Origin of the sequence: Nocardia inohanensis NBRC 100128, assembly GCF_001612945.1 — a bacterium.
In the GTDB taxonomy this organism is placed as follows: Bacteria; Actinomycetota; Actinomycetes; order Mycobacteriales; family Mycobacteriaceae; genus Nocardia; species Nocardia inohanensis.
Window position 1 is genome coordinate 122119 of record NZ_BDBK01000018.1, and the last position, 22993, is coordinate 145111.

Sequence of the window (22993 nt, forward strand, 5' to 3'; positions counted from 1 at the left end):
CGCACGACAGCGGCCCAGTCCGCAAGGGCTGGGCCGCGAGGACGAGAGGATCAGCCGACTGTCGCCGGAACCCAGTGGGCCGCTGTCGCCGTGGACTCGGAGCGTTTTCGCATCGCCGCGAAGCTGTGCCGAGCCGGGTTGATCAGCATCGAAAGCCACGAACGGCGGTGCTCGGCGAGCATTGCCGCGACCGCGGGAATCTGGATGCAGTGCATCGTGCCCGGCAGTCCCAGACGGTGGCGACCCGTCTGGATGTTTCTGGTGCCCAATGATGTTCCTTCTCTTGCGTTTTACCGGCCTTGACGCGCCTGCGGCGAACCTTAGCCGAACAAAAGTGTGTGACGCCGTATTTTGCGCGACATTCGCCCCGGCGTGTCGGAATGTTGCCGACGTACGGTCGGGATTGGTTGAAAAAGTTGCGGATTGGTCTCGTCGATATCACGGAATGGGCAATTCCTGCATGTGGAGGTGAAATTGCCGTGGCGGCTGGGTAATCCGCCCTTTGGCCACTTCCACTGTTGCGGAACGGTTACCGATATCGCGGCATTCGGGGTTGGGTGCGGCCCCCGAGGGGCTTCGAACGCGGGATGACACACTGGACCAATGTTGCGAATCGGCCTCACCGGAGGCATGGGTGCGGGCAAGTCCACCGTCGCGCGGTTGCTCGTCGAGCGGGGCGCGGTGCTGGTGGACAGTGATCTGATCGCGCGCGAGGTGGTCGCTCCGGGCACGCCCGGATTAGCCGCGCTGGTGGCTGCTTTCGGCGATGACATTCTCGCCGCCGACGGCAGCCTCGATCGTCCGGCCCTGGCGGCCAAGGCTTTCGCCAGTGACGAAGCGCGCCGGACACTCAACGGCATCACCCACCCGCTGGTCGGTCAGCGCACCAACGAACTCATCGCCGGCGCGCCCGCCGACGGCATTGTGGTGCAGGATATTCCGCTGCTGGTGGAGAACCACCTGGCCCCGTTCATGAACCTGGTCGTCATCGTGGACGCCGCGGAGGAGACCCGCGTCCGCCGCCTGGTCGAGTTCCGCGGCATCGACGAGGCCGACGCGCGCACCCGCATCGCCGCTCAGGCCACCGACGAACAGCGCCGCGCCGTGGCCGATGTGCTGCTGGACAACAACGGTGAGAACGGCGTGATCGACGCCGAGGTGCATCGGCTCTGGGACGAGCGGCTGATCCCGTTCGAACGCAATCTCCGCCGGCGCACCCCGGCGCCGTTGCCGGAACTGCCGGTGGTGGAGGCGAATCCGGAATGGCCGGCGCAGGCCCAGCGCCTCATCGCCCGGCTCGCCGTCGCGTGCGGGGCCGACGCGCAGCGCATCGAGCACGTCGGCCCGACCGCTGAACCCGGCAAGCCCGCCGCTGATATCCTCGACATCCGGATCACGGTGGCGGACACCGGCATCGCCGATGGGCTCCGGGACCGCTTGGCGGCCATCGGTTTTCCACCCGCCGACACGGGGGAGTGGCTGCACGCGAGCGCCGATCCCGGTCGCCCGGCGGTGGTCAGCCTCGCCGTGGACTGACCCGCGCACCCCACTTCGGAAGGCCGCCCGCACCTTCGGTGCGGGCGGCCTGCGTTGTTCTCCCGCTACTTCCAGGTCAGCTTGATGCCGTGCGACTCCAGCCAGGGTTCGAGCAGGTGGCCGTGCGCGGCGATGCCGTCGATGACCGTGGTCGCGGTCTCGATCGCCTTTTGCGCCTCGGCGAGATCGAGGTAGCCCGCCGCGTGCGCCGCGAGTAGCTCGTCCACGTCGAGGAGCTCCACTTCGCGATTGCTGCGCACCACCAGGTCGAGATAGTGGTCGACCGACTTCCAGGTGTCGGGCCCGACCTGCGCGAATTCGCCGAGATCGATGTAGTAGTCCTGATCGCGCAGGTCCGCGGGCGTGAAGTGGAAGACCGTCACCCGGATGGAAAGCCCGGGCAGCAGCCAGGATTCGATGTAATGGAACTCCGGGTGATCGGAGGGGCGGGCCATGTACAGCCCCCACGGTTCGACGTGGTAGCGCTCCACCTGCCGGACGAAGCCCTTGGGATCGATATTGGTGAGCTCGTCGACATGGAAGTACTCCACCTTGGGCCGGTGCAGGTCCACCGTGGGGGCGTGCGTCATGCCTCTCAGGATCGCGGTTCGGGCGGCGGTCGTCCAGGGGAGCGCGTGTTGCGTCGCCGACAGATTGCTGAATCGCCGGGTTCCGATCGGGCGAATTTCACCGAAACCCAATCTGAAGCGCACGTATTTCGCTAATCTGCGCTGACCCGCCGCACCTGGGCGGGGGAGCACAACAAAGGGAAGTACCTGCATGAACGCACAGAAGGCCCGGGTTCGTCGGGTCGGTATGGGGCTCACCACCTTCGGCGCGCTGGCCGCGACCATGGTGCTGGCCGCGCCCCAGGCCGGCGCGTGGGTGGGCAATCTCGAGGTATCGGGCAGCGACCACAAGGTCGGCTGCTCCTACACCCTCACCGCATCGGTCGAGGTGGACCGGTTGTCCACCGTGAAGTTCACCGACAACGGCACCGACATTCCGGGTAGCCCGGTGTCGCCGTCGTTGCTGAGCAACAAGGTGACCCTGAAGTGGACGCCGTCGACGGCCGGATCGCACAAGATCGAGGCGCGGCAGATCCTGATCAGTGATTCGATCACCGTGCAGGTGGGCGCCAGCAGCAGCACGGGCAGCTTCGGTTGCGGCGGCGGACTGGGCGGGCTGATCCCGAGCCTGTCCGGCTAGTCGGAGGACGGACAGTCCAGTGTCGAAAACCGCCCGGGCCGAGCGCAAGACGGTCCGGGCGGTTTTCTGATTCTCCGCCCGGATTCCCGATTCCGCCCGCTCAACGCCGTGGGCTGTGACCGGATCGCTACAGCCAGGTGAGGGCTACGCCTTTGGTGGCGAACCAGCGATCGACATCGTGATCGCATCCGGCGATGCCGTCCACCACGTGCGCGGCCTGTTCGATGGCCTTGTGGGTGCGCGCGGTATCGAAGTGGCCCGCCGCGTGTGCGGCCAGCAGCTCGTCGATGCCCACCAGCTCCGGGACCTGCCCCGGCCGCGCCACCACGTGCAGGTAATGCCCCTCGGCGCGCCACTTCTTGGGCTCTACCGGTCCGTAGTCGCCGATATCGAGGTAGTAGGTCTGCCCGCGGTCGTGGCCGGGACGCAGATGGTAGACGGTGGCGCGCAGCGAAAGCTCCGGCAGCAGCCACGATTCGATGTAGTGGAAGCGCGGGTTGTCCACCAGGCGCTCGACGTAGAGGCCCCAGGGTTCGGCGTGCACGCGTTCGACGGGGTGTACGTATCCGTGGTGATCGGTCCAGGACAGCTCGGCCAGATTGAAATATTCGAGTCTGGGGCGGTGCGGGGAAGCCGAGTGATTGATGCCGCTCATCCGGTAGGGGTGTACTCCATTCGTGGAATTGCGCTGTGGCATACGAAGACCGGTCATCGCCTCGCCCTTCTCGACTCGTCCGACCAGCCGTCTCAGGTTACACCTGTGAGCTGGGAGCGGAACCCCTCTGAGGGAAAAGGAATTTCACTGTCACCCTGTTGAAATTTTCCCGAACTCTCTTGCGAGAACGGATAATTCGGACATTTGAATACTGCTCGGTTCGTTCGCGTCGCCCCAGGGTCGCCGCCGCTCAGTCGAGCAGCTCCGCTCGCGCGTTCTGATGTTGGGTCGTACCGTTCTCGTCGCCGGCATGCGACCGGCCGATCATGACCTCCCCGTCCCGCGCGACGAGCTGGCTCGCGGATTCGGCAACCGATTCCGACCACCCGGTATCGCTGAAGGACACCGGCCGGCCGTCGACCGCCACGGTGCCGACGAGATACCTGGTCACCCCGGATTCGTCCCCCTGATGCTCACGTCCGATCAATACCTCCCCGTCATCGGCGGCGAACCGGCCGCCCGATTCGCGGATCGGGCTGCTCCACTCGCCCTGGGTCACCGCGGCGGTCACCACGTTCTCGCCCTCGCCGAGCACCAGCCGGGCATACCGGTACCTGGTCTTTCCGTTCTCGTCGCCCCGATGTTCCCGGCCGATGAGCACCCGGTCGGTCGGGCACTTCCACAGGCTGTCCTTTTCCCGCATCCAATCCGACCACTGCGGATCGGCTGTCGAAAGTCGTTGTGCCATATCCTCTTCTCCTTCGTCGCGACCGCCGGCCGGCGGCCGTACTGTCCTTCGATTGCCCGTTCGAGTGGGGCTGTACCGCTGCGCCGGGCCGCTTCCGGGGCCGCCCCGGCAGCACGGCGCGGGTCGGCCGGGAGGAATCTGTCGGTGGGGCGTCCTAGGCTGGTGAGCATGGCTTTCGCAACCGAGATCCCGGACGACCTGCCGCTGGCGCATTCGGAGCACCGGCCGATCGGCGCTATCGAGCGGCTCGGCGGGCGGTTCGAGGTGGTCAGCGACCATGTGCCGGCCGGTGACCAGCCTGCCGCCATCGCCGAACTGGAGCGGCGCATCACGGCGGGGGAGCGGGATGTGGTGCTGCTCGGTGCGACCGGTACCGGTAAGTCGGCCACCACGGCGTGGCTGATCGAGCGGTTGCAGCGGCCGACGCTGGTGATGGCGCCGAACAAGACGCTGGCGGCGCAGTTGGCCAATGAGCTGCGGGAGATGCTGCCGAACAACGCGGTCGAGTACTTCGTCTCGTACTACGACTACTACCAGCCCGAGGCATACATCGCGCAGACCGATACGTATATCGAGAAGGACAGCTCGATCAACGACGATGTCGAGCGTTTGCGGCACTCGGCCACCTCGAGCCTGCTCTCGCGGCGCGATGTGGTCGTGGTGGCGTCGGTGTCGTGCATCTACGGCCTCGGCACGCCGCAGTCCTACCTGGACCGCTCGGTCTCGCTGACGGTCGGCGGCGAGATCGACCGGGATCGGCTGCTGCGTTTGCTGGTCGATGTGCAATACACCCGCAACGACATGTCGTTCACCCGTGGGTCCTTCCGGGTGCGCGGCGACACCGTCGAAATCATTCCCTCCTACGAGGAATTGGCGATCCGCATCGAATTCTTCGGTGACGAGATCGAGGCGCTGTATTACCTGCATCCGCTCACCGGTGATGTGGTGCGGCAGGTGGATATGGTCCGCATTTTTCCGGCTACGCATTATGTGGCCGGTCCGGAGCGGATGGAACGCGCGGTCAAAGATATCGAAGCCGAACTCGAGGTGCGGCTGGCGGAATTCGAGAAACAGGGCAAACTGCTGGAGGCGCAGCGACTTCGGATGCGCACCCAATACGACCTGGAGATGATCAAACAGGTCGGGTTCTGCTCGGGCATCGAGAATTATTCGCGGCATATCGACGGTCGCGGGGCGGGCACCGCGCCGGCCACGTTGCTCGATTACTTCCCCGAGGACTTCCTGCTCGTCATCGACGAATCGCATCAGACGGTGCCGCAGATCGGCGCCATGTACGAGGGCGATATGTCGCGCAAGCGGAACCTGGTGGAGTACGGGTTCCGGCTGCCCTCGGCCGTCGACAACCGGCCGCTCACCTGGGAGGAGTTCGCCGACCGGATCGGGCAGACGGTGTATCTGTCGGCCACCCCCGGCCCCTACGAATTGGGCCAGGCCGGTGGTGAATTCGTCGAACAGGTGATTCGCCCGACCGGTCTGGTGGATCCGCACGTGGTGGTGAAGCCGACCAAGGGCCAGATCGACGATCTGGTGCACGAGATCCGGTTGCGCACCGAGCGGGACGAGCGCGTGCTGGTCACCACGCTCACCAAGAAGATGTCCGAGGATCTGACCGACTATCTGCTCGGGCTGGGTGTACGGGTGCGGTACCTGCACTCCGAGATCGATACCCTGCGCCGGGTGGAATTGCTGCGGCAGCTGCGGCTCGGCGAATACGACGTGCTGGTGGGCATCAACCTGTTGCGCGAGGGTCTCGACCTGCCGGAGGTCTCCCTGGTCGCGATTCTCGACGCCGACAAGGAAGGCTTCCTGCGGTCGGGCACCAGCTTGATCCAGACCATCGGCCGCGCGGCGCGCAATGTCTCCGGTGAGGTCCACATGTACGCGGACAAGATCACCGATTCCATGCGGCACGCCATCGACGAGACCGACCGCCGCCGGGCCCGGCAGATCGCCTACAACGAAGAGCACGGAATCGATCCGAAACCCCTGCGCAAGAAGATCGCCGACATTCTCGACCAGGTCTATCGCGAAGCCGAGGATTCCGAAGTCGAGATCGGCGGCTCGGGCCGCAATGCCAGCCGCGGCCGCCGCGCCCAGGGCGAACCCGGCCGCGCCGTCAGCGCCGGCGTCTACGAGGGCCGCGACATCAAGTCCATGCCGCGCGCCGAACTCGCCGACCTGGTCAAGGACATGACCGCCCAGATGATGAACGCCGCCCGCGAACTCCAATTCGAGCTCGCGGGCCGCCTCCGCGACGAGATCGCCGACCTCAAGAAGGAGCTACGCGGCATGGACGCCGCCGGTATCGAGTGAGTGGAATCGCCTACGTAACAACTGATTTCGTGCTGGCGAGGGTAACTCGCCGGGTACGTCCGGAATCGGTTCGGCACCCGACCGCCGGCCCGGGTTGCGGACGGTCGGCGGCCCTCGGTTGCCCGCTAGAGGCTCGGAGTGGCGGAACTGGCGATCCAATCGTTCACGCGGCGCTCGGCTTCTTCGCGGGAGACGTCCTCGACTCGGGTCATGACGACCCAGCGGTGGCCGAAGGGGTCCATGACGCGGCCGTAGCGGTCGCCGGTGACGAAGGTTTGGGGTTCGTCGACGTAGCGGGCTCCGTGTTCGCGGGCGAGCTTGGCGACGGCGTCGACGTCGGGGCAGTAGTGGACGATGCTGGTGTGCACCCAGCCTTCTTCGGGGGCGCGCACGCCCTCGTCGGGCATGGGCATGCCGATCTGGATGGTGGAATCGCCGATCAGCAGTTCGGCGTGTGCGGGCTGGCCGTCGGGAAGGTCGTTGCGGCTCAGCACCTTCGCGCCGAAGACCGCGGAGTAGAAGTCGATGGCGGCATTGCCGTCGGGAACGGCCAGGAAGCAGGTGATGGAGTGGTAGCCCTCGGGAATCGGATGCACTGTTTCGCTCATGCCTCCAACTCTGGTCCGGATCGCCTTTTCGTTCTTGTAAGAAAGCGACAGCCTCATGCCGCATGACGACGGCACCGGTGCGGGCCGGCTCCAGCCGCGTCCGGTCCCGCCGCCGGAGACCGCGAAAGGCATTCTGCGGCCGTGGGAACAGATCCGCACCGGCAACCATCGCCGGCTCGCGGCGGGGGAGCGGGTGTGCCGGTATGTCGAGTGGTACTGGGCGGTCGAGTGGGACCTGCGCGGCCGCCCGCCCTACTACGCCGAGGTGCTGCCGTTCCCGGCGGTGAACATGACCTTCGAACGCGAGCACAGCCATACCGGCGGCTTCGTCAGCGGCGTCTGGAGTACCAAGTACACCCGCGAATTGGCCGAGGCGGGTGAGACATTCGGCGTCAAGTTCCGGGCCGGCGGGTTCGGCGCGTTCACCGGCCTGGACGTCAGTTCACTACGCGACACCTCGGTGCCGTTGACCGATGTGCTGCCCGAGGCGCGGGGCCTGGCCGAAAAGGTCCTCGCCGAACCCGAACTCGAAGGCCGCCGGGCTCTGGTCGAGGACTTTCTGGCCGGTGAGTTCGACCGCCGCGGCGTAGCCGACGACGAGTCCTACCGCCTGGTCCTGCGCATTATCGAAACCATGGAGCGGGACCGGGACCTGACCCGGGTCGACCAGCTCACCGACCTGTTCGAGCTCCCGATCCGCACCCTGCAACGCCTCTTCCGCCGCTATGTCGGCACCAGCCCCAAAGCCGTGCTGCGTCGCTACCGCCTCCAGGACGGCGCGCACCTGCTCGCCGAGGGCCGCGTCTCCGACCTGGCCGCGCTGGCCCTGGACCTGGGCTACTTCGATCAGGCGCACTTCTCCAACGAGTTCTCCAAGGAGATCGGTATGGCTCCGCTCGAATACGCCCGCACCTCGATACCCTCCTGAACAACGGGAATACCCCGCCCTCCTGATGAGTTGGTTGCCGTGTCACCCAAATGGCGAATCAATGAAGGAGATGGCCATGGACGTGCTGGTTCTGATCGGACGGGTGCTGTTCGTCCTGCTGTTCCTGAGCTCCGGCTTCGGCCACATCGCGCAGGCCGACGCGATGGCGCAGTACGCGAAGTTCAAGGGCGTGCCGATGCCCAAGCCGGCGGTAATGGCCTCGGGCGTGCTGCTCATCGCGGGCGGACTGAGCGTCCTGCTCGGCGTCTGGGCCGACCTCGGCGCCCTGCTGCTGTTCGTCTTCCTGCTGCCGACGGCGTTCTTGATGCACGCCTTCTGGAAGGAGACCGACGCCCAGGCCAAGCAGACCGAAATGGTGCACTTCAACAAGGATCTGGCATTGGCGGGCGCGGCGCTCATGCTCTTCGCCTTCTTCGCCTACGTCGGCACGGATCTCGGATTGACCATCACCGGACCGCTTTTCAGCCTCTGAACCGGGCCCGGATCGGCCGCGTCGATGACGGCGTTAGTATTGCCCGTCATCGATCGGCCGAAGGGATAGGGAACGCATGCACATCCTCAGCGTGATTCTCGGCTGGTTCTGGGCCGATTATCGCTAGCGTGTGACGAACCTCCCAGCGCCGCAATAAGGTTCGCGATTTTTGTGCGGTGTCACAATCGCTCGCCTTTTTGCTGGTAGTCAGGGTCGTTCACGGGCCGCTCCGCGAATGTGTTGCGGAGCGGCCGCGCGACGCGAGTGTGATGTGTTGCGATATCGAAAATTTCCGTCGGTTATGCCGCTATTGTCAGGCGAAGTTGCCGCGGTGGTAACCGCACCACGCGGGGGAAACCGTGGCCCCGACCCTTGCACTTGGAGGAGAGAATGACCGCCTACCGGACGATCGTCGTCGGTACCGATGGCTCGGACTCGTCGTACGTCGCCGTCGAGCGGGCCGCGGCTCTGGCCGGCGACGAGGGTGCGACGCTCTACATCGCGTGCGCGTACTACCCGACCGACGACCGCGATGTGGCCGCCGCCGCCGACGTGCTCAAGGACGAGGCATACCAGGTGCGCGGTTCCGCACCCACCAGCGAGATCCTGCGCGTGGCCCGCGACAAGGCGGTAGCCGCCGGCGCGACCAATATCGTCGAGAAGGCCGTCGTCGGTGAGCCCGTCGAGTCGCTGCTGACCCTGCTCAAGGAGGTCGAAGCCGACCTGCTGGTCGTCGGTAACCGCGGCCTCAACACCCTCGCCGGCCGTCTGCTGGGCTCCGTCCCGGCCGACGTGGCCCGTAAGTCCCGCGCGGACGTGCTGATCGTGCACACCGTGCGTTAAGACGAGCAAAAAGCAGCGGCCGTGCCCACCCGGGCACGGCCGCTGCTGTATTCACGCACTTCACCGCAGGCGGTGCAGGACCTCCGGTAGCTCCTCGGTGTGCACTACCGCCAGGCGCTGGGTGGCTCGGGTCAGGGCGACGTAGAGGTCGTTCATGCCGCGCGGGGATTCCCCGAGGATGCGGTGCGGTTCGGCGAGGATGACCGCGTCGAATTCCAGGCCCTTCACATCGTGGACGGTCAGCACGCGCACCGAATCACTGTTCAGGTGGGTCAGTTCCGGCATCAGGTCGTGGGGGACGATGACGGTGGTGGTGCCCGGATGCGCGGCTTCGGCGTCGACCAGGCGCTTCACTTCCGCGCCCAGTTCGTCGCTCGCCACGCGATGGGCGGCGGGCTGGAACCCGGAGTCGCGGATCGAGCGCGGGATGGAGACGCCGGGGTCGATCTCGGCGAGCACATCGGCGGCGATGGCCATGATCTCCGACGGCGTGCGGTAGTTGACGGTGAGCTCGGTCAGCTTCCACCGCTTGGCCACATACGGTTCCAGGACCTGCTGCCAGGACGAGGCCCCGGCCGGATCGCCGGTCTGTGCCACATCGCCGACGGCGGTGATCCAGCGATTGGGGATGCGCCGCATCACCATTCGCCACGCCATCTCCGAAAGCTCCTGCGCCTCATCGACGATGACGTGCCCGTAGGTCCAGGTGCGGTCCCCGGCGGCGCGTTCGGCGGTGGTCTGGCTGGTGCGGACCTGCTGGCGTTCGGCGAGCTGGGAGGCGTCGATCAGGTCGTAGGCCATGAGCAGTTCGGGATCGAGTTCGTCCTCGAGATCCTGTGGCGCGGAACCGGTCAGGATGTCCAGCGCGTCCTGCGCCTCGGCCAGCTGGGCCCGCCAGCGCCGGCGGGCGCGTTCGCGCTCCTCGGTGTCGTCGACGCCGAGCAGTTCGGCGAGCTCGTCCAGCAGCGGCGCGTCGGCATCGCTGAATTCACCGTGATCAGGGCGGTACAGCTCGTCGCGGTCGGCTTGGCTGAGCTGGCCGGCCGCGCGGGCCAGCCGCTTGGGGTCGGCCCACAGCCCGGCCAGCACCTCCTGCGGGCTCAGGATCGGCCACAATCCGGCGATGGCCCGCTGAATATCGGTGTCGGCCCGCATCTCGTCGCGGATCTCGGTGAGATCGGTCTGGCTCAACAGGTTCCGCCCGCCCAGCGGATTGGCCCCGATGGCCGCCGCCAGCTGATCGGTGAGTGCGTCCACCACGCCCGCCGCGAACACCGGCCGCGCCAGGTTGTGCGCCCGCCGCGAGGACCGGGCCCGGCCGCGCGCCTTGGTGACGATCTTGCGATCCAGCGTCAGGTCGTGCCCGTCGAAGTGCAGCCGGATCGGCTCGGACGGAATCTCCTGCCAGTCCCGCACCGCCTTCTTCAGTACCTCGAGCATCGCCAGAGAGCCCTTGAGCTCACCCGCGCGCAGCGAATCCTCGACGGTCGCCTGCACCCCCGGATACAGATTGCCGATGGTCGAGAGCAGCACCCCGGTCTCACCCAGCGACGGCAGTACCTGCCCGATGTAATCGAGGAAGGTCGAGTTGGGCCCGATGATGAGCACGCCGGCCTTGTCCAGCTGCTGCCGGTAGGTGTACAGCAGGTACGCCGCGCGATGCAGCGCCACCGCGGTCTTGCCGGTGCCCGGCCCGCCCTGCACCACGAGCACGCTCTTGTGCTCGGAGCGAATGATCGAATCCTGTTCGCTCTGAATGGTTTCCACGATGTCGTTCATATGCCCGGTGCGGGCGGCATTGAGCGCGGACAGCAGCGCGCTTTCGCTGCCGACGCCGCTGTCGTCGGTCACCACGCCGTCGCGGCGGGCGGCATCCAGGTCCAGGTATTCGTCGTTGACCGCGGTGACCTTGCGGTTGCGCGAGCGAATGTGGCGGCGGCGGGTGACGCCGTCGGGGGCGGCGGTGGTGGCCAGGTAGAACGGGCGGGCCAGTGGCGCACGCCAATCCAGCAGCAGCGTCTCGTAGTCGGAGGACTCGTCGAGGATGCCGATACGGCCGATATAGCGGAACTCGCCCGAGCCGTTCGCGCTGCTGCCGTTCGCACCGGCCGCGTCGCCGTTCGATCCGTCGCTGTGCACGCCGTCCGCCAGATCGATGCGCCCGAAGCACAGACCATGCTCGGCCGCATCGTATTTCGACAGATCCTCGGAGTACAGCTGCGTGAACGACTCCCGCTCACTCCGCGCCTGCGGCGTGCCACCCGTTTCCAGCAGCACGGTCTTCAGCCGCCGCTGCGCATACGCGCGCATCCCGTCCAACTGCTGGTAGAGCTTCGTCAAGTACTGCTGTTCGCGCTCCAGATCCGGAGATTCCGCAGCGGCGGGATCGGACGCGGACACAGGGCGATCCTCCGTGAGGTCGGGCAAAACGGAACTCCTCTTTCACCACGTCTGCCGTGGACGCACGACACGCGAACCATCGAAGAACAGAGTTGTCGATTCTAGTTGGCGATTTCCGCCGCTGCCGTATCCGCAGGTAAACGTGATGGTCGCAACTATGCGGCCGGGCTGCGCATATCCTCGGCGCGGCCGCCCGACCGTGGTCGATTCAGGACGCGTGGGTGTTGTCGGTCCGCCGGATCAGCTTCCCGCTGTCCCGGTGATTCGGCGGCTTGGCGCGGTACATGGCGATATCGGCGTCGTGCAGCACGGCCTCGGGCGTGCGGGTCTCGCCCGAACCCAGCCGGGTGATGCCGATCGAGGCGTTGACCTGGATGCGATGCCCGCGCGCGATGATCGGCTCGGCCATCGCCTGCTGCAATCGCGTGGTCAGCTGCGCGAGGTCCTCCTCGGAAGTCCGCCCCGAGAGCAGCACCAGGAACTCGTCCCCGCCGATCCGCCCGACCACATCGTCGGAGCGCAGCCCGCGCTGCAATCGCTGCGCCACGATCTGCAACACCGTGTCCCCGATGGCATGCCCGAGCGTGTCGTTGATCGCCTTGAACCCGTCCAGGTCGATGAACATGACCGTCGACACCGGCAACGCCTCGGTGGTGCCCAGCGCCGCCGCCAACCGCGACAGCACGAGCGCCCGATTGGCCAGCCCGGTCAGTGGATCGTGCGTCGCCTGGTACTCCAATTGCCTACGGCTGGCCCGGAATTCGGTGATGTCGTTGAAGGACGACACGGCGGGGGAGTTGGGGTCGGCCGGGTTCAGCAACCGGCAACTGGTGGAGAGCCAGCGCCGCTGCCCGTCGGGCCGGTCCACGCCGAACACGAAGCGCGTCACCGCCTCTCCGGTGGCCAGGGTCCGCACGATCGGATATTGATCCCCCGGCAGCGGCTGGGCATTGGCGTCCAGCAGCGACAGCGGCAGTTCGGTGTACGGCACGCCGATCAGATCCGGCCCGTTCCAGCCGAAGATCCGCAGCGCCGCCGGATTGATGGATTCGATCTTCCCGCTCCGGCTGATCACCACCACGCCCTCCTCGAGCTGCGAGACCACGGTGGTGAAGAACTGCTCGGCCCGCCGCTGCGCCGCCTCGGCCCGGCGTTGCGCGGTGAGGTCGTGCAGCACCACCTGATACGCCAGCCGGTCGTGCCACGCGGTCAGCACGGAGACGGTCTCCACGTCCACGGTGCCGCCGTCGCAGCGCAGCAGGGTCATCTCCGAGGGTTCGGAGGCGGTGCCGGTGATGGTGAGCCGGCGAATGCGATCCAGCATGCCCGGCAGCGAGACCGGATCGACGAAGGTGGTGACCGGCTGCCCGATGATGTCGTCGGCGGATCCGGCGGCCAGCATCCGCACGGTCGCCGGGTTGGCGTAGACGACTCTGCCGCGCTCGTGGACGACTACGCCGTCGGGGCTGTAGTCGATCAGCGACCGGTAACGCTGGGCCAGTTGCTCGGCATCGGTCGGTGCGTTTGCCCGATCGTTACCCACCACCACTTGCACCCCCTGATCGTCATTGCGACATGTCGTTGGAGCACGGCACCATTTTGTTGTCGGAGCGATTGCTGGAACATCGCCGCCGAGGGTATTGAATGAATCACAGTTCCGCACAGCATCGGCCCGGGAGTGGTGATCATTACGGGCACCGGATCGAGAAGGAGCGATGCAATGCCTGGCACCATCCCCAACCCGCCTACCGCTGAGCAGCACCAAGATCATATGACCATTGCCGGAATCGGCGCCGTCACCGGGTACGGGTGGGGCCGGGAAACCCTCTGGGAGGGTTTGCTGAGCGGCAAGCCAGCGGCCCGGCTCTATCCAGGGTACGGCCCGGAGCGCGATCGGCACGGATGGGTTGCCCGCGTGCCGGACGGCGGCGATCCGGAGCTTCCGCCCAGTCGGTATCTGCGGGCGTTCCTGGGATCGGCGCGCGAAGCCGTCGCCGACGCGAAGGAACGCGGCTGGCGGCCGGGCCGCACCGTCGGCCTGCTGCACGCCATCGTGCTGGGCAACGTCTACGAATGGCGCGACTTCTACACCGTGGACGGATCGCGCCGCCGCTCCCGCGACTACCTGCGGCTGCTGCCCTCCACCCCGGTGTCGATGCTGATGAGCGAGTTCGGTTTCCACGGTCCGTCGATGAACGTCACCGCCGCCTGCTCCTCGGCCAATGTGGCACTGCTCACCGCGCAGCTGTGGCTGGCCCAGGGCATGGCCGACGACGTGATCGTGGTGGCCACCGATCTCTCCGCCACCCCCGACATGGTGGAGCCCTTCGTCGCGCTCGGCGCGGCGGTCGACGACACCGATCCGCTCGACGCCTGCCGCCCGTTCCAGGAGGGCAGCCGCGGCTTCGGATTCGGTGAGGCGTCCACGGCTTTCGTGGTCACCCGCGAGGCGGATCGTCCGTACGCGGCGGTGCTCGGCGGCGGCATGTCCAACGACGGCTATCACGTGATCTCGGTGGAGCCGTCCTACGAGCAGATCTTCGAATGCGTGCGGCGCGCGCTCGCGAATGCCGATGTGCGGCCGGAGGAAGTGGCCTACCTGAATACCCACGGGTCGGGCACCAAGCAGTGCGATGACGCCGAAACCGCTTTGCTCGCCGAAATATTCGATAATCGGCCACAGGTGGTGGCCACCAAACCGCTGACCGGGCACTGCCAGGCGGCCGCGGCCGGGGTGGAGGTGGCGGCCATCGCCATGGGCTACGAGCGCGGCCGGGTGGTGTCCGCGCCGATCGTCGCGCCCGCGCATGCCCGCCTGGTCGATGGGGTGCAGCCGCATAGCGGGGGCATCACGGTGAAGACGGCTCTCGGTATGGGCGGCCACAATTCGGCGCTGGTGCTCGGCCCGATCGGTTAGCGCCGCGTCAGTGCAGTGGCACCGACCAGTGCAGCTTGGTACCGGTCTCCGCCCCGTTGGCATCGCGCCGCGGGTAGACCGCGAGCCGGCCGCCTGACTCCTCGGCGCGCCGCGCGAGGTTGGTGAGCCCGCTGGGCGTGATGCCGTCCGGGATGCCGCACCCGTCGTCGGCGACCACGATGGTGAGATCGTCGGCCACCCCGATATCGATGGTGATGGTGCCCGCCCCCGAATGCCGCACCGCATTGCTGACCGCTTCGCGCACAACGGCTTCGGCATGATCGGCCAGGCTCGGCTCCACCACCGACAGCGGGCCGGTGATGTGCATGAGCGCCCGGATCTCGGTATCGGTGGTCTGCTGTTTCACCGCGCGTTCGATGCGCTGGCGCAGCCGGGTGGAGTGCCCGTTGCCGCCGTGCAGGTCGAAGATCGAGGTGCGGATCTCCTCGACCACGTCCTGAAGATCGTTGATGGTGTCGGAGAGGCGTTGCCGCACTTCGGGAACCCGGGCGCGCGGCACCGTGCCCTGGAGTGACAGCCCGACGGCGAAGAGCCGCTGGATCACGTGATCGTGCAGGTCGCGGGCGATGCGATCGCGGTCGGTGAGGATGTCCAGTTCCCGCATGCGCCGCTGCGCCACCGCCAATTGCATTGCCAGCGCGGCCTGATCGGTGAACGCGCCGATCAGCTCCACCAATTCGTCGGAGTAGGGCAGGGATTCGGCGGTGCGCAGCGTGATCAGCACGCCCAGCGTGGAATCCGGGGTGTGCAGCGGCAGCACCAGCGCGGGCCCGAGGTCGGGAATGAACCGCCCCAGGTCCACCCGTTTGGCATCGTCGAAACGCAGCGGGGTGCGGGTGTTGAGCGCGCGGCCGATCTCGGTGCCGGTGGTCCGCACGGTCGGGTGCGCGCGGTCTTCGCCCGGCCCCGACCATTGCGCCACAATCAGTTCGGTGACCTCTTCGGGCGGCGCGTCCGGGTCGGGCACCACGGCCAGCAGCGCGCGCTGCGAGGCGGTGAGTTCGCGCGCGTGCTCGACCACGTGGGCCAGCACCTGATTGGGTTCGGTGCCCGCCAGGAATTCGGTGGTGATGTCCCGGGTCGCCTCGATCCAGGCCTGCCGGGTGCGCGCGGATTCGTAGAGCCGGGCATTGTCCACCGCGATACCGGCCGCCGCGGCGAGCGCTTGCAACAGCACCTCGTCGTCCTCGGTGAACGGGTGTCCGCCGGATTTCTCGGTGAGGTAGAGGTTTCCGAACACCTCGCCGCGAATCCGCACGGGCACGCCGAGGAAGGACCGCATGGGCGGATGATGCGGCGGGAAGCCGACCGAGGCCGGATGCCCGGCGAGATTGTCCAGCCGGATCGGCTCGGGGGTGCGCAGCAGCAGGCCCAGCACGCCGTGCCCCTGCGGGAGTTCGCCGATGAGCGTGCGGGTCCGATCGTCGATGCCGTGGTAGATGAACTGGGCCAGCAGCTGTTCGTGCCCGCACACCCCGAGTGCCCCGTACCGGGCGTCGACCAGTCCGGTCGCGGCGCGCACGATGGTTTGCAGGGTCTGGTCCAGATCGAGCCCGGAGGTGACCGCCAGCATGGCTTCGACGAGCCCGTCGATGCGATCGCGGGCGTCGATGATCTGCTCTACCCGATCCTTCACCTCGGTGAGCAACTCGCGTAATCGCAGCTGCGACAGCGTGTCACGCACCGAGTAGGGACCGGTGCGTGGGGCGTCGTGCATGAGTGTCCTGCTGTCCGGCGGAGGCGCACACGGCACCGGGTATCTTACGGCGGACCCGGTTGCCGGATGATTGTTCTGTCGAACGTGACTGTCCCACAGTTGGTTTCGAGTGAAGCAACTTATTGCCAACCTTTTACCGGAATAATTTCCCGGAAAGTGGTCCGGATTGGGACCTTCGGCACTGTCGGCGCGGCAGCGAGCGTGATGGCATGGGTACGGGTTGCCGGGTCGGAAAACGGGAAGTGGGTCGGCTATGGGCGCGTCGGAAGTGTGGTCGAGCGGTATCGATCCGGATTTCGTCGTGACCACACGCGGGCCCGTTCCACCGGCCGAGGTGACCCGACTGGTGCGCGGCCTCGGCCGGATCCTGCGCCGGCACGGGCTGGACGGACCCGTACGGGCCCGCCTCGACTGGCCCGGTACCGAGGGCGAAACCACCTTGGTACAAGCCGGAATCCGGGCGCTGGGGAAGGCGTACCGGGTTCAGGTCGCCGGGCCGGGACGGTTTGCGACCACGTTCGCGTTGGAACGCCTCGACCTGCGACTGGGCTGTCCACCGGACGAAACGTCCCGGCCCTGGCCGGACCCGGCACGACCGGATCTCGGCGTGGTGAGCGCGCCGAAACCGATTGTGCGGCGCAAGGATTGCCTACTACAGGTCGCCACGCCCGCCACCGCCGCCAAGACTCTCGATGCTCTGGACTACGACGCACACCTGTTCACCGACGCCGACTCCGGACTCGACGCGGTGGTGTGCTGGTCCGGGTCCGCGTCGGTACGCACCCTGCGCCAGCATCGGGATCCGGTGCCGGTGCTGCTCGAGGACGAGGCGGCCGCGGTGCTGTGCGGGGGCGGACTGCCCTATCTCTTCTTCACCGATCCGGACACCCTGCGCGGGCGATTGCTCTATCGCCGATTCGACGGCGACCTGACCTTGGTGACCGCCGCCGATGCCGAGGGCCGGCCGCGGGAACGCGCGCTCGCGCCCCGGGCCATCACCACCGGATGCGCGCGCCGCGGCGTGCCGGAGCTGCCGAGCGCGATCGGCGCGACCGAGAATCTCGGTGAACCGGTGTATCCGAAAGCGGTGTGACGACGGCCGCATCGCGGTCCGCATGCGCGGCGTGAGTGAAATAAACACGCTGTGACCAGCGTTGAGCTTGCCTGAACCGAACTTGTCGGTGGGCACGCCTAGCATGGCGTCGGGGGTAGTTCTGGATGCCGAAACGTTGGAAGGACGGCTAGTGGCGGATCGCCTTACGGTGCGCGGAGCACGGGAGCACAACCTGAAAGGGGTCGATCTCGACCTACCCCGTGACAGCCTCATCGTATTCACCGGCTTGTCCGGGTCGGGCAAGTCCTCGCTGGCCTTCGACACCATCTTCGCGGAAGGTCAGCGGCGCTACGTCGAATCGCTCTCGGCCTACGCGCGCCAGTTCCTCGGGCAGATGGACAAGCCGGATGTGGACTTCATCGAGGGCCTGTCGCCGGCGGTCTCCATCGACCAGAAGTCGACCAACCGCAATCCGCGCTCCACGGTCGGCACCATCACCGAGGTCTACGACTACCTGCGCCTGCTGTTCGCGCGCGCGGGCATTCCGCACTGCCCGACCTGCGGTCATCTCATCGAGAAGCAGTCGCCGCAGCAGATCGTGGACCAGGTGCTCGCCATGGAGGAGGGCATCAAGTTCCAGGTGCTCGCGCCGGTGGTGCGCACCCGCAAGGGCGAATTCGTCGACCTGTTCGACCAGCTGAACTCGCAGGGCTACTCCCGCGTGCGGGTGGACGGCGTGGTGTATCCGCTGACCGACCCGCCCAAGCTGAAGAAGCAGGAGAAGCACGATGTCGAGGTGGTCGTGGACCGCCTCGCCGTGAAGCCCGGTTCCAAACAGCGCCTGACGGATTCGATCGAGACCGCGCTGCGGCTGGCCGACGGCATCGTGGTGCTGGACTTCGTGGATCGCGACGAGCACGCGCACGACCGGGAGCGGCGCTTCTCCGAGCGGCTGGCCTGCCCGAACGGTCATCCGCTCGATATCGAGGATCTGGAACCGCGCTCGTTCTCCTTCAACTCGCCCTACGGCGCCTGCCCGGATTGCACGGGTCTCGGTATCCGCAAGGAGGTCGATCCGGATCTCGTTGTGCCGGATCCGGAGTTGAGCCTCGCCGAGGGCGCCATCGCGCCGTGGTCGCGCGGGCAGACCGCCGAATACTTCACCCGGCTGCTGTCGGGTCTGGCCGGGGCCATCGGCTTCAGCATGGACACCCCGTGGCAGGACCTGCCCGCGAAGGCACGAAAGGCCGTGCTGGAGGGCAGTTCCGAGCAGGTGCACGTTTCCTATACCAACCGGTACGGCCGGAAGCGTTCCTACTACGCCGATTTCGAAGGCGTCATGCCGTTCTTGCAGCGGCGCATGGATGCCACCGAATCCGAGGCGATGAAGGAGCACTACGACGGGTACATGCGGGATATCCCCTGCCCCGTGTGTAATGGCGCGCGCCTGCGCCCGGAGATCCTGGCCGTCACGCTCGCCTCCGGCGGTGGGCACAAGTCCATTGCCGAGCTGTCGGATCTGTCCATCGGCGAGGCCGCCGACTTCCTGAACTCGCTGACCCTCGACGAGCGCCAGGCCGCGATCGCCGCGCAGGTGATCAAGGAGATCCAGGCGCGCCTGGGCTTCCTGCTGGACGTCGGCCTGCAATACCTGACGCTGTCGCGCGCGGCCGCCACGCTCTCCGGTGGTGAGGCGCAGCGCATCCGGCTCGCGACTCAGATCGGTTCCGGACTGGTCGGCGTGCTGTATGTGCTGGACGAACCGTCCATCGGCCTGCACCAGCGCGACAACCGCCGATTGATCGAAACCCTCACGCGGCTCAAGAGTCTCGGCAACACCCTCATCGTGGTCGAACACGACGAGGACACCATCCACGCCTCGGACTGGGTGGTCGATATCGGCCCGCTCGCCGGTGAGCACGGCGGTCACATCGTGTACTCCGGACCGTACGAGGGGCTGCTGAAGGATCCGCGATCCCTCACCGGCGCCTACCTTTCCGGGCGTGAGCGCATCGAGGTGCCGATGGTGCGCCGTCCGCTCGACAAGAAGAAGCAGCTCACGGTGGTGGGCGCGGTCGAGCACAATCTGCGCGGCATCGACGTGAGTTTCCCGCTCGGCGTGCTGACCGCGGTCACCGGCGTCTCCGGGTCCGGTAAGTCCACGCTCGTCAACGACATTCTGGCGACCGTGCTGGCGAACAAGCTGAACGGCGCGCGCCAGGTCCCCGGCCGGCACACCCGGGTGAACGGTCTCGACCACCTGGACAAGCTGGTGCAGGTCGACCAGTCGCCGATCGGCCGCACCCCGCGCTCCAACCCGGCCACCTACACGGGCGTCTTCGACAAGATCCGCACCCTGTTCGCGGCCACCACCGAGGCCAAGGTGCGCGGCTACCAGCCGGGCCGCTTCTCCTTCAATGTCAAGGGCGGCCGCTGCGAAGCCTGCTCCGGCGACGGCACTTTGAAGATCGAGATGAACTTCCTGCCGGACGTCTACGTCCCCTGCGAGGTCTGCCACGGTGCGCGCTACAACCGCGAAACCCTGGAAGTCCACTACAAGGGCAAGACCATCGCCGAGGTCCTCGATATGCCCATCGAGGAAGCGGCCGAGTTCTTCGAACCGGTCACCTCCATCCACCGCTACCTCAAGACCCTGGTGGATGTCGGTCTCGGCTACGTCCGGCTCGGCCAGTCCGCGCCGACCCTCTCCGGCGGTGAGGCGCAGCGCGTCAAGCTCGCCGCGGAACTCCAGAAGCGCTCCACCGGCCGCACCGTCTACATCCTCGACGAACCCACCACCGGCCTGCACTTCGAGGACATCCGCAAACTGCTGACCGTCATCAACGGCCTGGTGGACAAGGGCAATACGGTCATCGTCATCGAACACAACCTGGACGTCATCAAGACCTCCGACTGGGTGATCGACATGGGTCCCGAAGGCGGTTCCGGCGGCGGTATGGTCATCGCCCAGGGCACCCCGGAAGACATTGCCGCCGTGGCGGACAGCTACACCGGCCAGTTCCTGAAGGACGTGCTGGCCGCCGATGCCGCGGCTCCGAAGGCGCCGGCGAAGAAGGCGATCGCCAAGAAGACCGTCGCCAAGGCCACCGCTGCGGCGGCTGCCCCGGCCAACGGTTCCACCGCGAAGAAGTCGACCGCGAAAAAGGCTGCCGCCCCGAAGGATCCGGACCAGGCCGCGGCCGCCAAGAAGGCCGCCGCCGCCCGTCGCAAGGCCGCCGCACTGCGCTGAGTCCGCAAGGGTGGCATCCGGCTGATCGGATGCCACCCAACGGGTTACCCGCCGATGATCGGCTTCGGACAACGATGCGACGAGCAACCGACATTCTGTGCCAGTCATGCCATCGTCAGGTCCGGCGATGGGCCGCCTGACTAGGCTGGATAAGTGTCCGAAGATCAACTTCCGTCGAATGTCACCCGCTCCGTACTGCTGAATGTCGCTTTCGCGCAGGCGAAACGGGTCTCCCGGGTGGAAGTCCGCCGCATCACCATGCCCGCCGGCACCGTGGCGGGCCTGCACGTGCACAACTGCCCCGTGGTGGGCAGCATCGAATCCGGATCCGTGGCTTACCGGATCGAGGGCGAACCCGAACGCGTCCTGCGCCCGGGCGACTACTTCTTCGAACCCGAAGCCGCCCGCATCACCCGCTTCGACGCGCTCGACGAGGACGTCACCTTCGTCGGCTACTTCCTGCTGGCCGCCGACCAGTCGCCGCTCATCGAATTCCCCGGCGACTGAACCGATTACAGCATCGGCGCGGCTATGGCGGCCACGAACCCGCCGTCGACGATCAGATCCTGTCCGTTGACATAGGACGCCTCCGCCGATGCCAGGTAGGCGACCGCGCCGGCCACATCCTCGGCGGTCCCGGTCCGGCCGGCCGCCACCGCCGCCAGCACCTCGTCGTGCGCCTCGGGCGACACATTGTCATGGAACATGGGCGTCGCGATGTACCCCGGGCTGACCGAGTTGACCCGAATCCGCCTGGGCGCCAACTCCGCCGCGAGGGTATGCGCCAGATTGTGCACGGCCGCTTTGGTGGCCGAGTACAGCGAGGCCCCCGGCATGCCGCGATGCAGCGTCCAGGAAGCGTTGATCACGATCGCGCCGCCGTCCACGAGCAGCGGCAAGGCCCGCTGAATCGTGAAATACACGCCTTTGAAGTTGATTCCCACTACCCGGTCGAACTCGTCCGGGGTGACCGCCTCGATCGAATCGAAGGATGCCACACCGGCATTGGCGAAGATCACCTCGATCCGCCCGAATCGAGTCCGGACGGTCTCGATCAGCTCGTCGAGTTCGCCGAGCTCGGCCACATCCGCGCGTACCGCGACAATGCGCTCCCGCTGCTCGGTAGCGGTGAGTCCCGCACCGAGTTCCGCCGCCGCGATCGCGAGCCGTTTCTCGTCCCGCCCGGTGATGATCACCCGTGCGCCCTCGGCCAGCAGGCGATTCGCGGCGGCCAGGCCCATGCCGCTGGTCCCGCCGGTGATAAGTGCGATCTTGCCATCGAATCGAGAATTGCTGTGCGTCATGCCGTTCAGCATTCCGAGCAGGAGACCCCGCAAACAGTGCGCGGCCAACCTGGGTCCGCCACCACCAGGCTGCTCGGTCACACGGTCACGCCGATACCAGCCCACCGGCGAGCAGTCGCGCCAAACGCTGCTCGGTCCCGGTCCCCGGCCGCGGGTCGTACAGCTCCAGATACCACTCGGGGTGATCGATCACCGCGAGCGTGGTCTTGTCGAACACCAGCTCCCCGGCTTCCGGATGCCGCACCGCTTTCCGCGTCCGCGTGGGTGCGCCCACATCGTGACGCGCCCACAGCTCGGCGAATTCCACACTGACCGCGCTCAATTCGCCGATCACCCGCGCGAAGGCCGGATCACCCGGCGCGTGCGCCACATCCGCTCGATAGGCCGCCACCACCTCCGGCGCGATGGCCGCCCATTCGGTATGCAGATCCCGATATCGCGCATTGGTGAAAAAGCTGATCAGGCAGTTCTCATCGGCATCGCCATACCCGAACACCGCCCGAGTCCCGTCATTGATGGCAAGCAGATTCCAGTACCGATCCCGCAGAATCGCCGGGCGCGGCGCCCACGACTCCACCACCCGCCGCAGCTCCGGCTCCACCTCGCCCCCGGTAATCCCTTGCGCCCGTGGCGGATTCAATCCCGTCAGCACGAACAGATGCGCCCGCTCACGCTCACTCAACCGCAACGCCCGCCCGACCGCCTCCAGTACCTCCGCCGAAACATTGATCTCCCGCCCCTGCTCCAGCCACGTATACCAGGACACCCCCACCCCCGCGAGCTGCGCCACTTCCTCCCGCCGCAACCCCGGCGTGCGCCGCGCTCCCCAGGAGACCAGCCCGACCTGCTCCGGTGTCAACCGCGCCCGCCGAGTCCGCAGAAAGTCCCGGAGCTCTTCCCGGCGGACCCGTTTCGCTGCTGCTGCTTCGCTGGCCATGCCCGAATACAACCGTGCCCGGTCCGGACTTAGTCCGAA

The 22993-nt window shown here is 67.0% G+C and carries 18 protein-coding genes and 1 pseudogene; 10 read left to right on the forward strand and 9 right to left on the reverse strand.

All coding sequences use genetic code 11. The annotated features are described in order from the left end of the window. Positions 1-603 precede the first annotated feature (603 nt). Positions 604-1533 (forward strand): annotated as a pseudogene (gene coaE / locus NI1_RS33795) (dephospho-CoA kinase); the annotation flags it as partial. A gap of 68 nt (positions 1534-1601) precedes the next feature. Here the strand turns inward: coaE and NI1_RS33800 are convergent. Next, positions 1602-2126 carry a ribonuclease FAU-1 family protein gene (locus NI1_RS33800; protein ID WP_084524182.1) on the reverse strand — a complete coding sequence of 175 codons (525 nt, stop codon included), beginning with the start codon at positions 2124-2126 and terminating at the stop codon, positions 1602-1604. A 190-nt stretch (positions 2127-2316) separates the two neighbouring features. Between NI1_RS33800 and NI1_RS33805 the strand changes: the two genes are divergently transcribed. Next, a complete protein-coding gene (locus NI1_RS33805; protein ID WP_067829544.1) occupies positions 2317-2745 on the forward strand; it encodes a hypothetical protein in 429 nt (142 codons plus the stop codon). A 127-nt stretch (positions 2746-2872) separates the two neighbouring features. On the opposite strand, the gene NI1_RS33810 is transcribed toward NI1_RS33805, so the two are convergent. Both NI1_RS33810 and NI1_RS33815 read right to left on the reverse strand, forming a co-directional pair. After that, positions 2873-3400 (reverse strand): DUF402 domain-containing protein, encoded by a 528-nt coding sequence (locus tag NI1_RS33810; RefSeq protein ID WP_067829547.1) that lies wholly within the window; start codon positions 3398-3400, stop codon positions 2873-2875. A gap of 250 nt (positions 3401-3650) precedes the next feature. Then, complete coding sequence (locus NI1_RS33815) at positions 3651-4148, reverse strand: hypothetical protein (RefSeq protein ID WP_157535483.1); 498 nt, start codon at positions 4146-4148, stop codon at positions 3651-3653. A gap of 168 nt (positions 4149-4316) precedes the next feature. Between NI1_RS33815 and uvrB the strand changes: the two genes are divergently transcribed. Continuing rightward, a complete protein-coding gene (gene uvrB, locus NI1_RS33820) occupies positions 4317-6482 on the forward strand; it encodes an excinuclease ABC subunit UvrB (protein WP_067829552.1) in 2166 nt (721 codons plus the stop codon). Positions 6483-6607: 125 nt separating this feature from the next. On the opposite strand, the gene NI1_RS33825 is transcribed toward uvrB, so the two are convergent. Further along, the gene (locus NI1_RS33825) at positions 6608-7090 is read right to left on the reverse strand and encodes a VOC family protein (protein ID WP_067829555.1); all 483 of its coding nucleotides are present in this window, start codon (positions 7088-7090) and stop codon (positions 6608-6610) included. Positions 7091-7145: 55 nt separating this feature from the next. On the opposite strand from NI1_RS33825, the gene NI1_RS33830 reads away from it, so the two are divergent. The 3 genes from NI1_RS33830 to NI1_RS33840 all read left to right on the forward strand — a co-directional run bounded on the left by NI1_RS33830 (position 7146) and on the right by NI1_RS33840 (position 9354). After that, positions 7146-8018 carry a helix-turn-helix domain-containing protein gene (locus NI1_RS33830; RefSeq protein ID WP_067829557.1) on the forward strand — a complete coding sequence of 291 codons (873 nt, stop codon included), beginning with the start codon at positions 7146-7148 and terminating at the stop codon, positions 8016-8018. Positions 8019-8094: 76 nt separating this feature from the next. Then, the gene (locus NI1_RS33835) at positions 8095-8511 is read left to right on the forward strand and encodes a DoxX family protein (RefSeq protein WP_067829838.1); all 417 of its coding nucleotides are present in this window, start codon (positions 8095-8097) and stop codon (positions 8509-8511) included. Between the two features lie 390 nt (positions 8512-8901). Further along, positions 8902-9354, forward strand: coding sequence for a universal stress protein (locus tag NI1_RS33840; RefSeq protein WP_067829560.1), 453 nt, complete (start codon positions 8902-8904; stop codon positions 9352-9354). 60 nt (positions 9355-9414) lie between these two features. Here the strand turns inward: NI1_RS33840 and NI1_RS33845 are convergent, their stop codons facing one another. Beyond that, positions 9415-11754: a HelD family protein gene (locus tag NI1_RS33845; protein WP_067829562.1), complete on the reverse strand. Its 2340-nt coding sequence runs from the start codon at positions 11752-11754 to the stop codon at positions 9415-9417. A 208-nt stretch (positions 11755-11962) separates the two neighbouring features. Beyond that, a complete protein-coding gene (locus tag NI1_RS33850; protein ID WP_369690160.1) occupies positions 11963-13300 on the reverse strand; it encodes a diguanylate cyclase domain-containing protein in 1338 nt (445 codons plus the stop codon). A 225-nt stretch (positions 13301-13525) separates the two neighbouring features. Between NI1_RS33850 and NI1_RS33855 the strand changes: the two genes are divergently transcribed. Further along, the gene (locus NI1_RS33855; protein WP_067829565.1) at positions 13526-14671 is read left to right on the forward strand and encodes a beta-ketoacyl synthase N-terminal-like domain-containing protein; all 1146 of its coding nucleotides are present in this window, start codon (positions 13526-13528) and stop codon (positions 14669-14671) included. 7 nt (positions 14672-14678) lie between these two features. Here the strand turns inward: NI1_RS33855 and NI1_RS33860 are convergent, their stop codons facing one another. Then, positions 14679-16409: a sensor histidine kinase gene (locus NI1_RS33860; RefSeq protein ID WP_067829567.1), complete on the reverse strand. Its 1731-nt coding sequence runs from the start codon at positions 16407-16409 to the stop codon at positions 14679-14681. Positions 16410-16710: 301 nt separating this feature from the next. Between NI1_RS33860 and NI1_RS33865 the strand changes: the two genes are divergently transcribed. From NI1_RS33865 to NI1_RS33875, 3 genes are all read left to right on the forward strand, one after another. Next, the gene (locus tag NI1_RS33865; protein ID WP_174564549.1) at positions 16711-17502 is read left to right on the forward strand and encodes a sigma 54 modulation/S30EA ribosomal C-terminal domain-containing protein; all 792 of its coding nucleotides are present in this window, start codon (positions 16711-16713) and stop codon (positions 17500-17502) included. Between the two features lie 151 nt (positions 17503-17653). Then, a complete protein-coding gene (gene uvrA / locus NI1_RS33870) occupies positions 17654-20713 on the forward strand; it encodes an excinuclease ABC subunit UvrA (protein WP_067829573.1) in 3060 nt (1019 codons plus the stop codon). A gap of 153 nt (positions 20714-20866) precedes the next feature. After that, on the forward strand, positions 20867-21220 hold the full coding sequence (locus NI1_RS33875) for a cupin domain-containing protein (RefSeq protein ID WP_067829576.1): 354 nt from the start codon (positions 20867-20869) through the stop codon (positions 21218-21220). Between the two features lie 5 nt (positions 21221-21225). Here NI1_RS33875 and NI1_RS33880 read toward each other — a convergent pair whose 3' ends face one another. After that, complete coding sequence (locus tag NI1_RS33880; protein WP_067829843.1) at positions 21226-22017, reverse strand: SDR family NAD(P)-dependent oxidoreductase; 792 nt, start codon at positions 22015-22017, stop codon at positions 21226-21228. A gap of 85 nt (positions 22018-22102) precedes the next feature. Further along, positions 22103-22954 carry a helix-turn-helix transcriptional regulator gene (locus tag NI1_RS33885; protein ID WP_067829578.1) on the reverse strand — a complete coding sequence of 284 codons (852 nt, stop codon included), beginning with the start codon at positions 22952-22954 and terminating at the stop codon, positions 22103-22105. Positions 22955-22993: the final 39 nt, after the last annotated feature.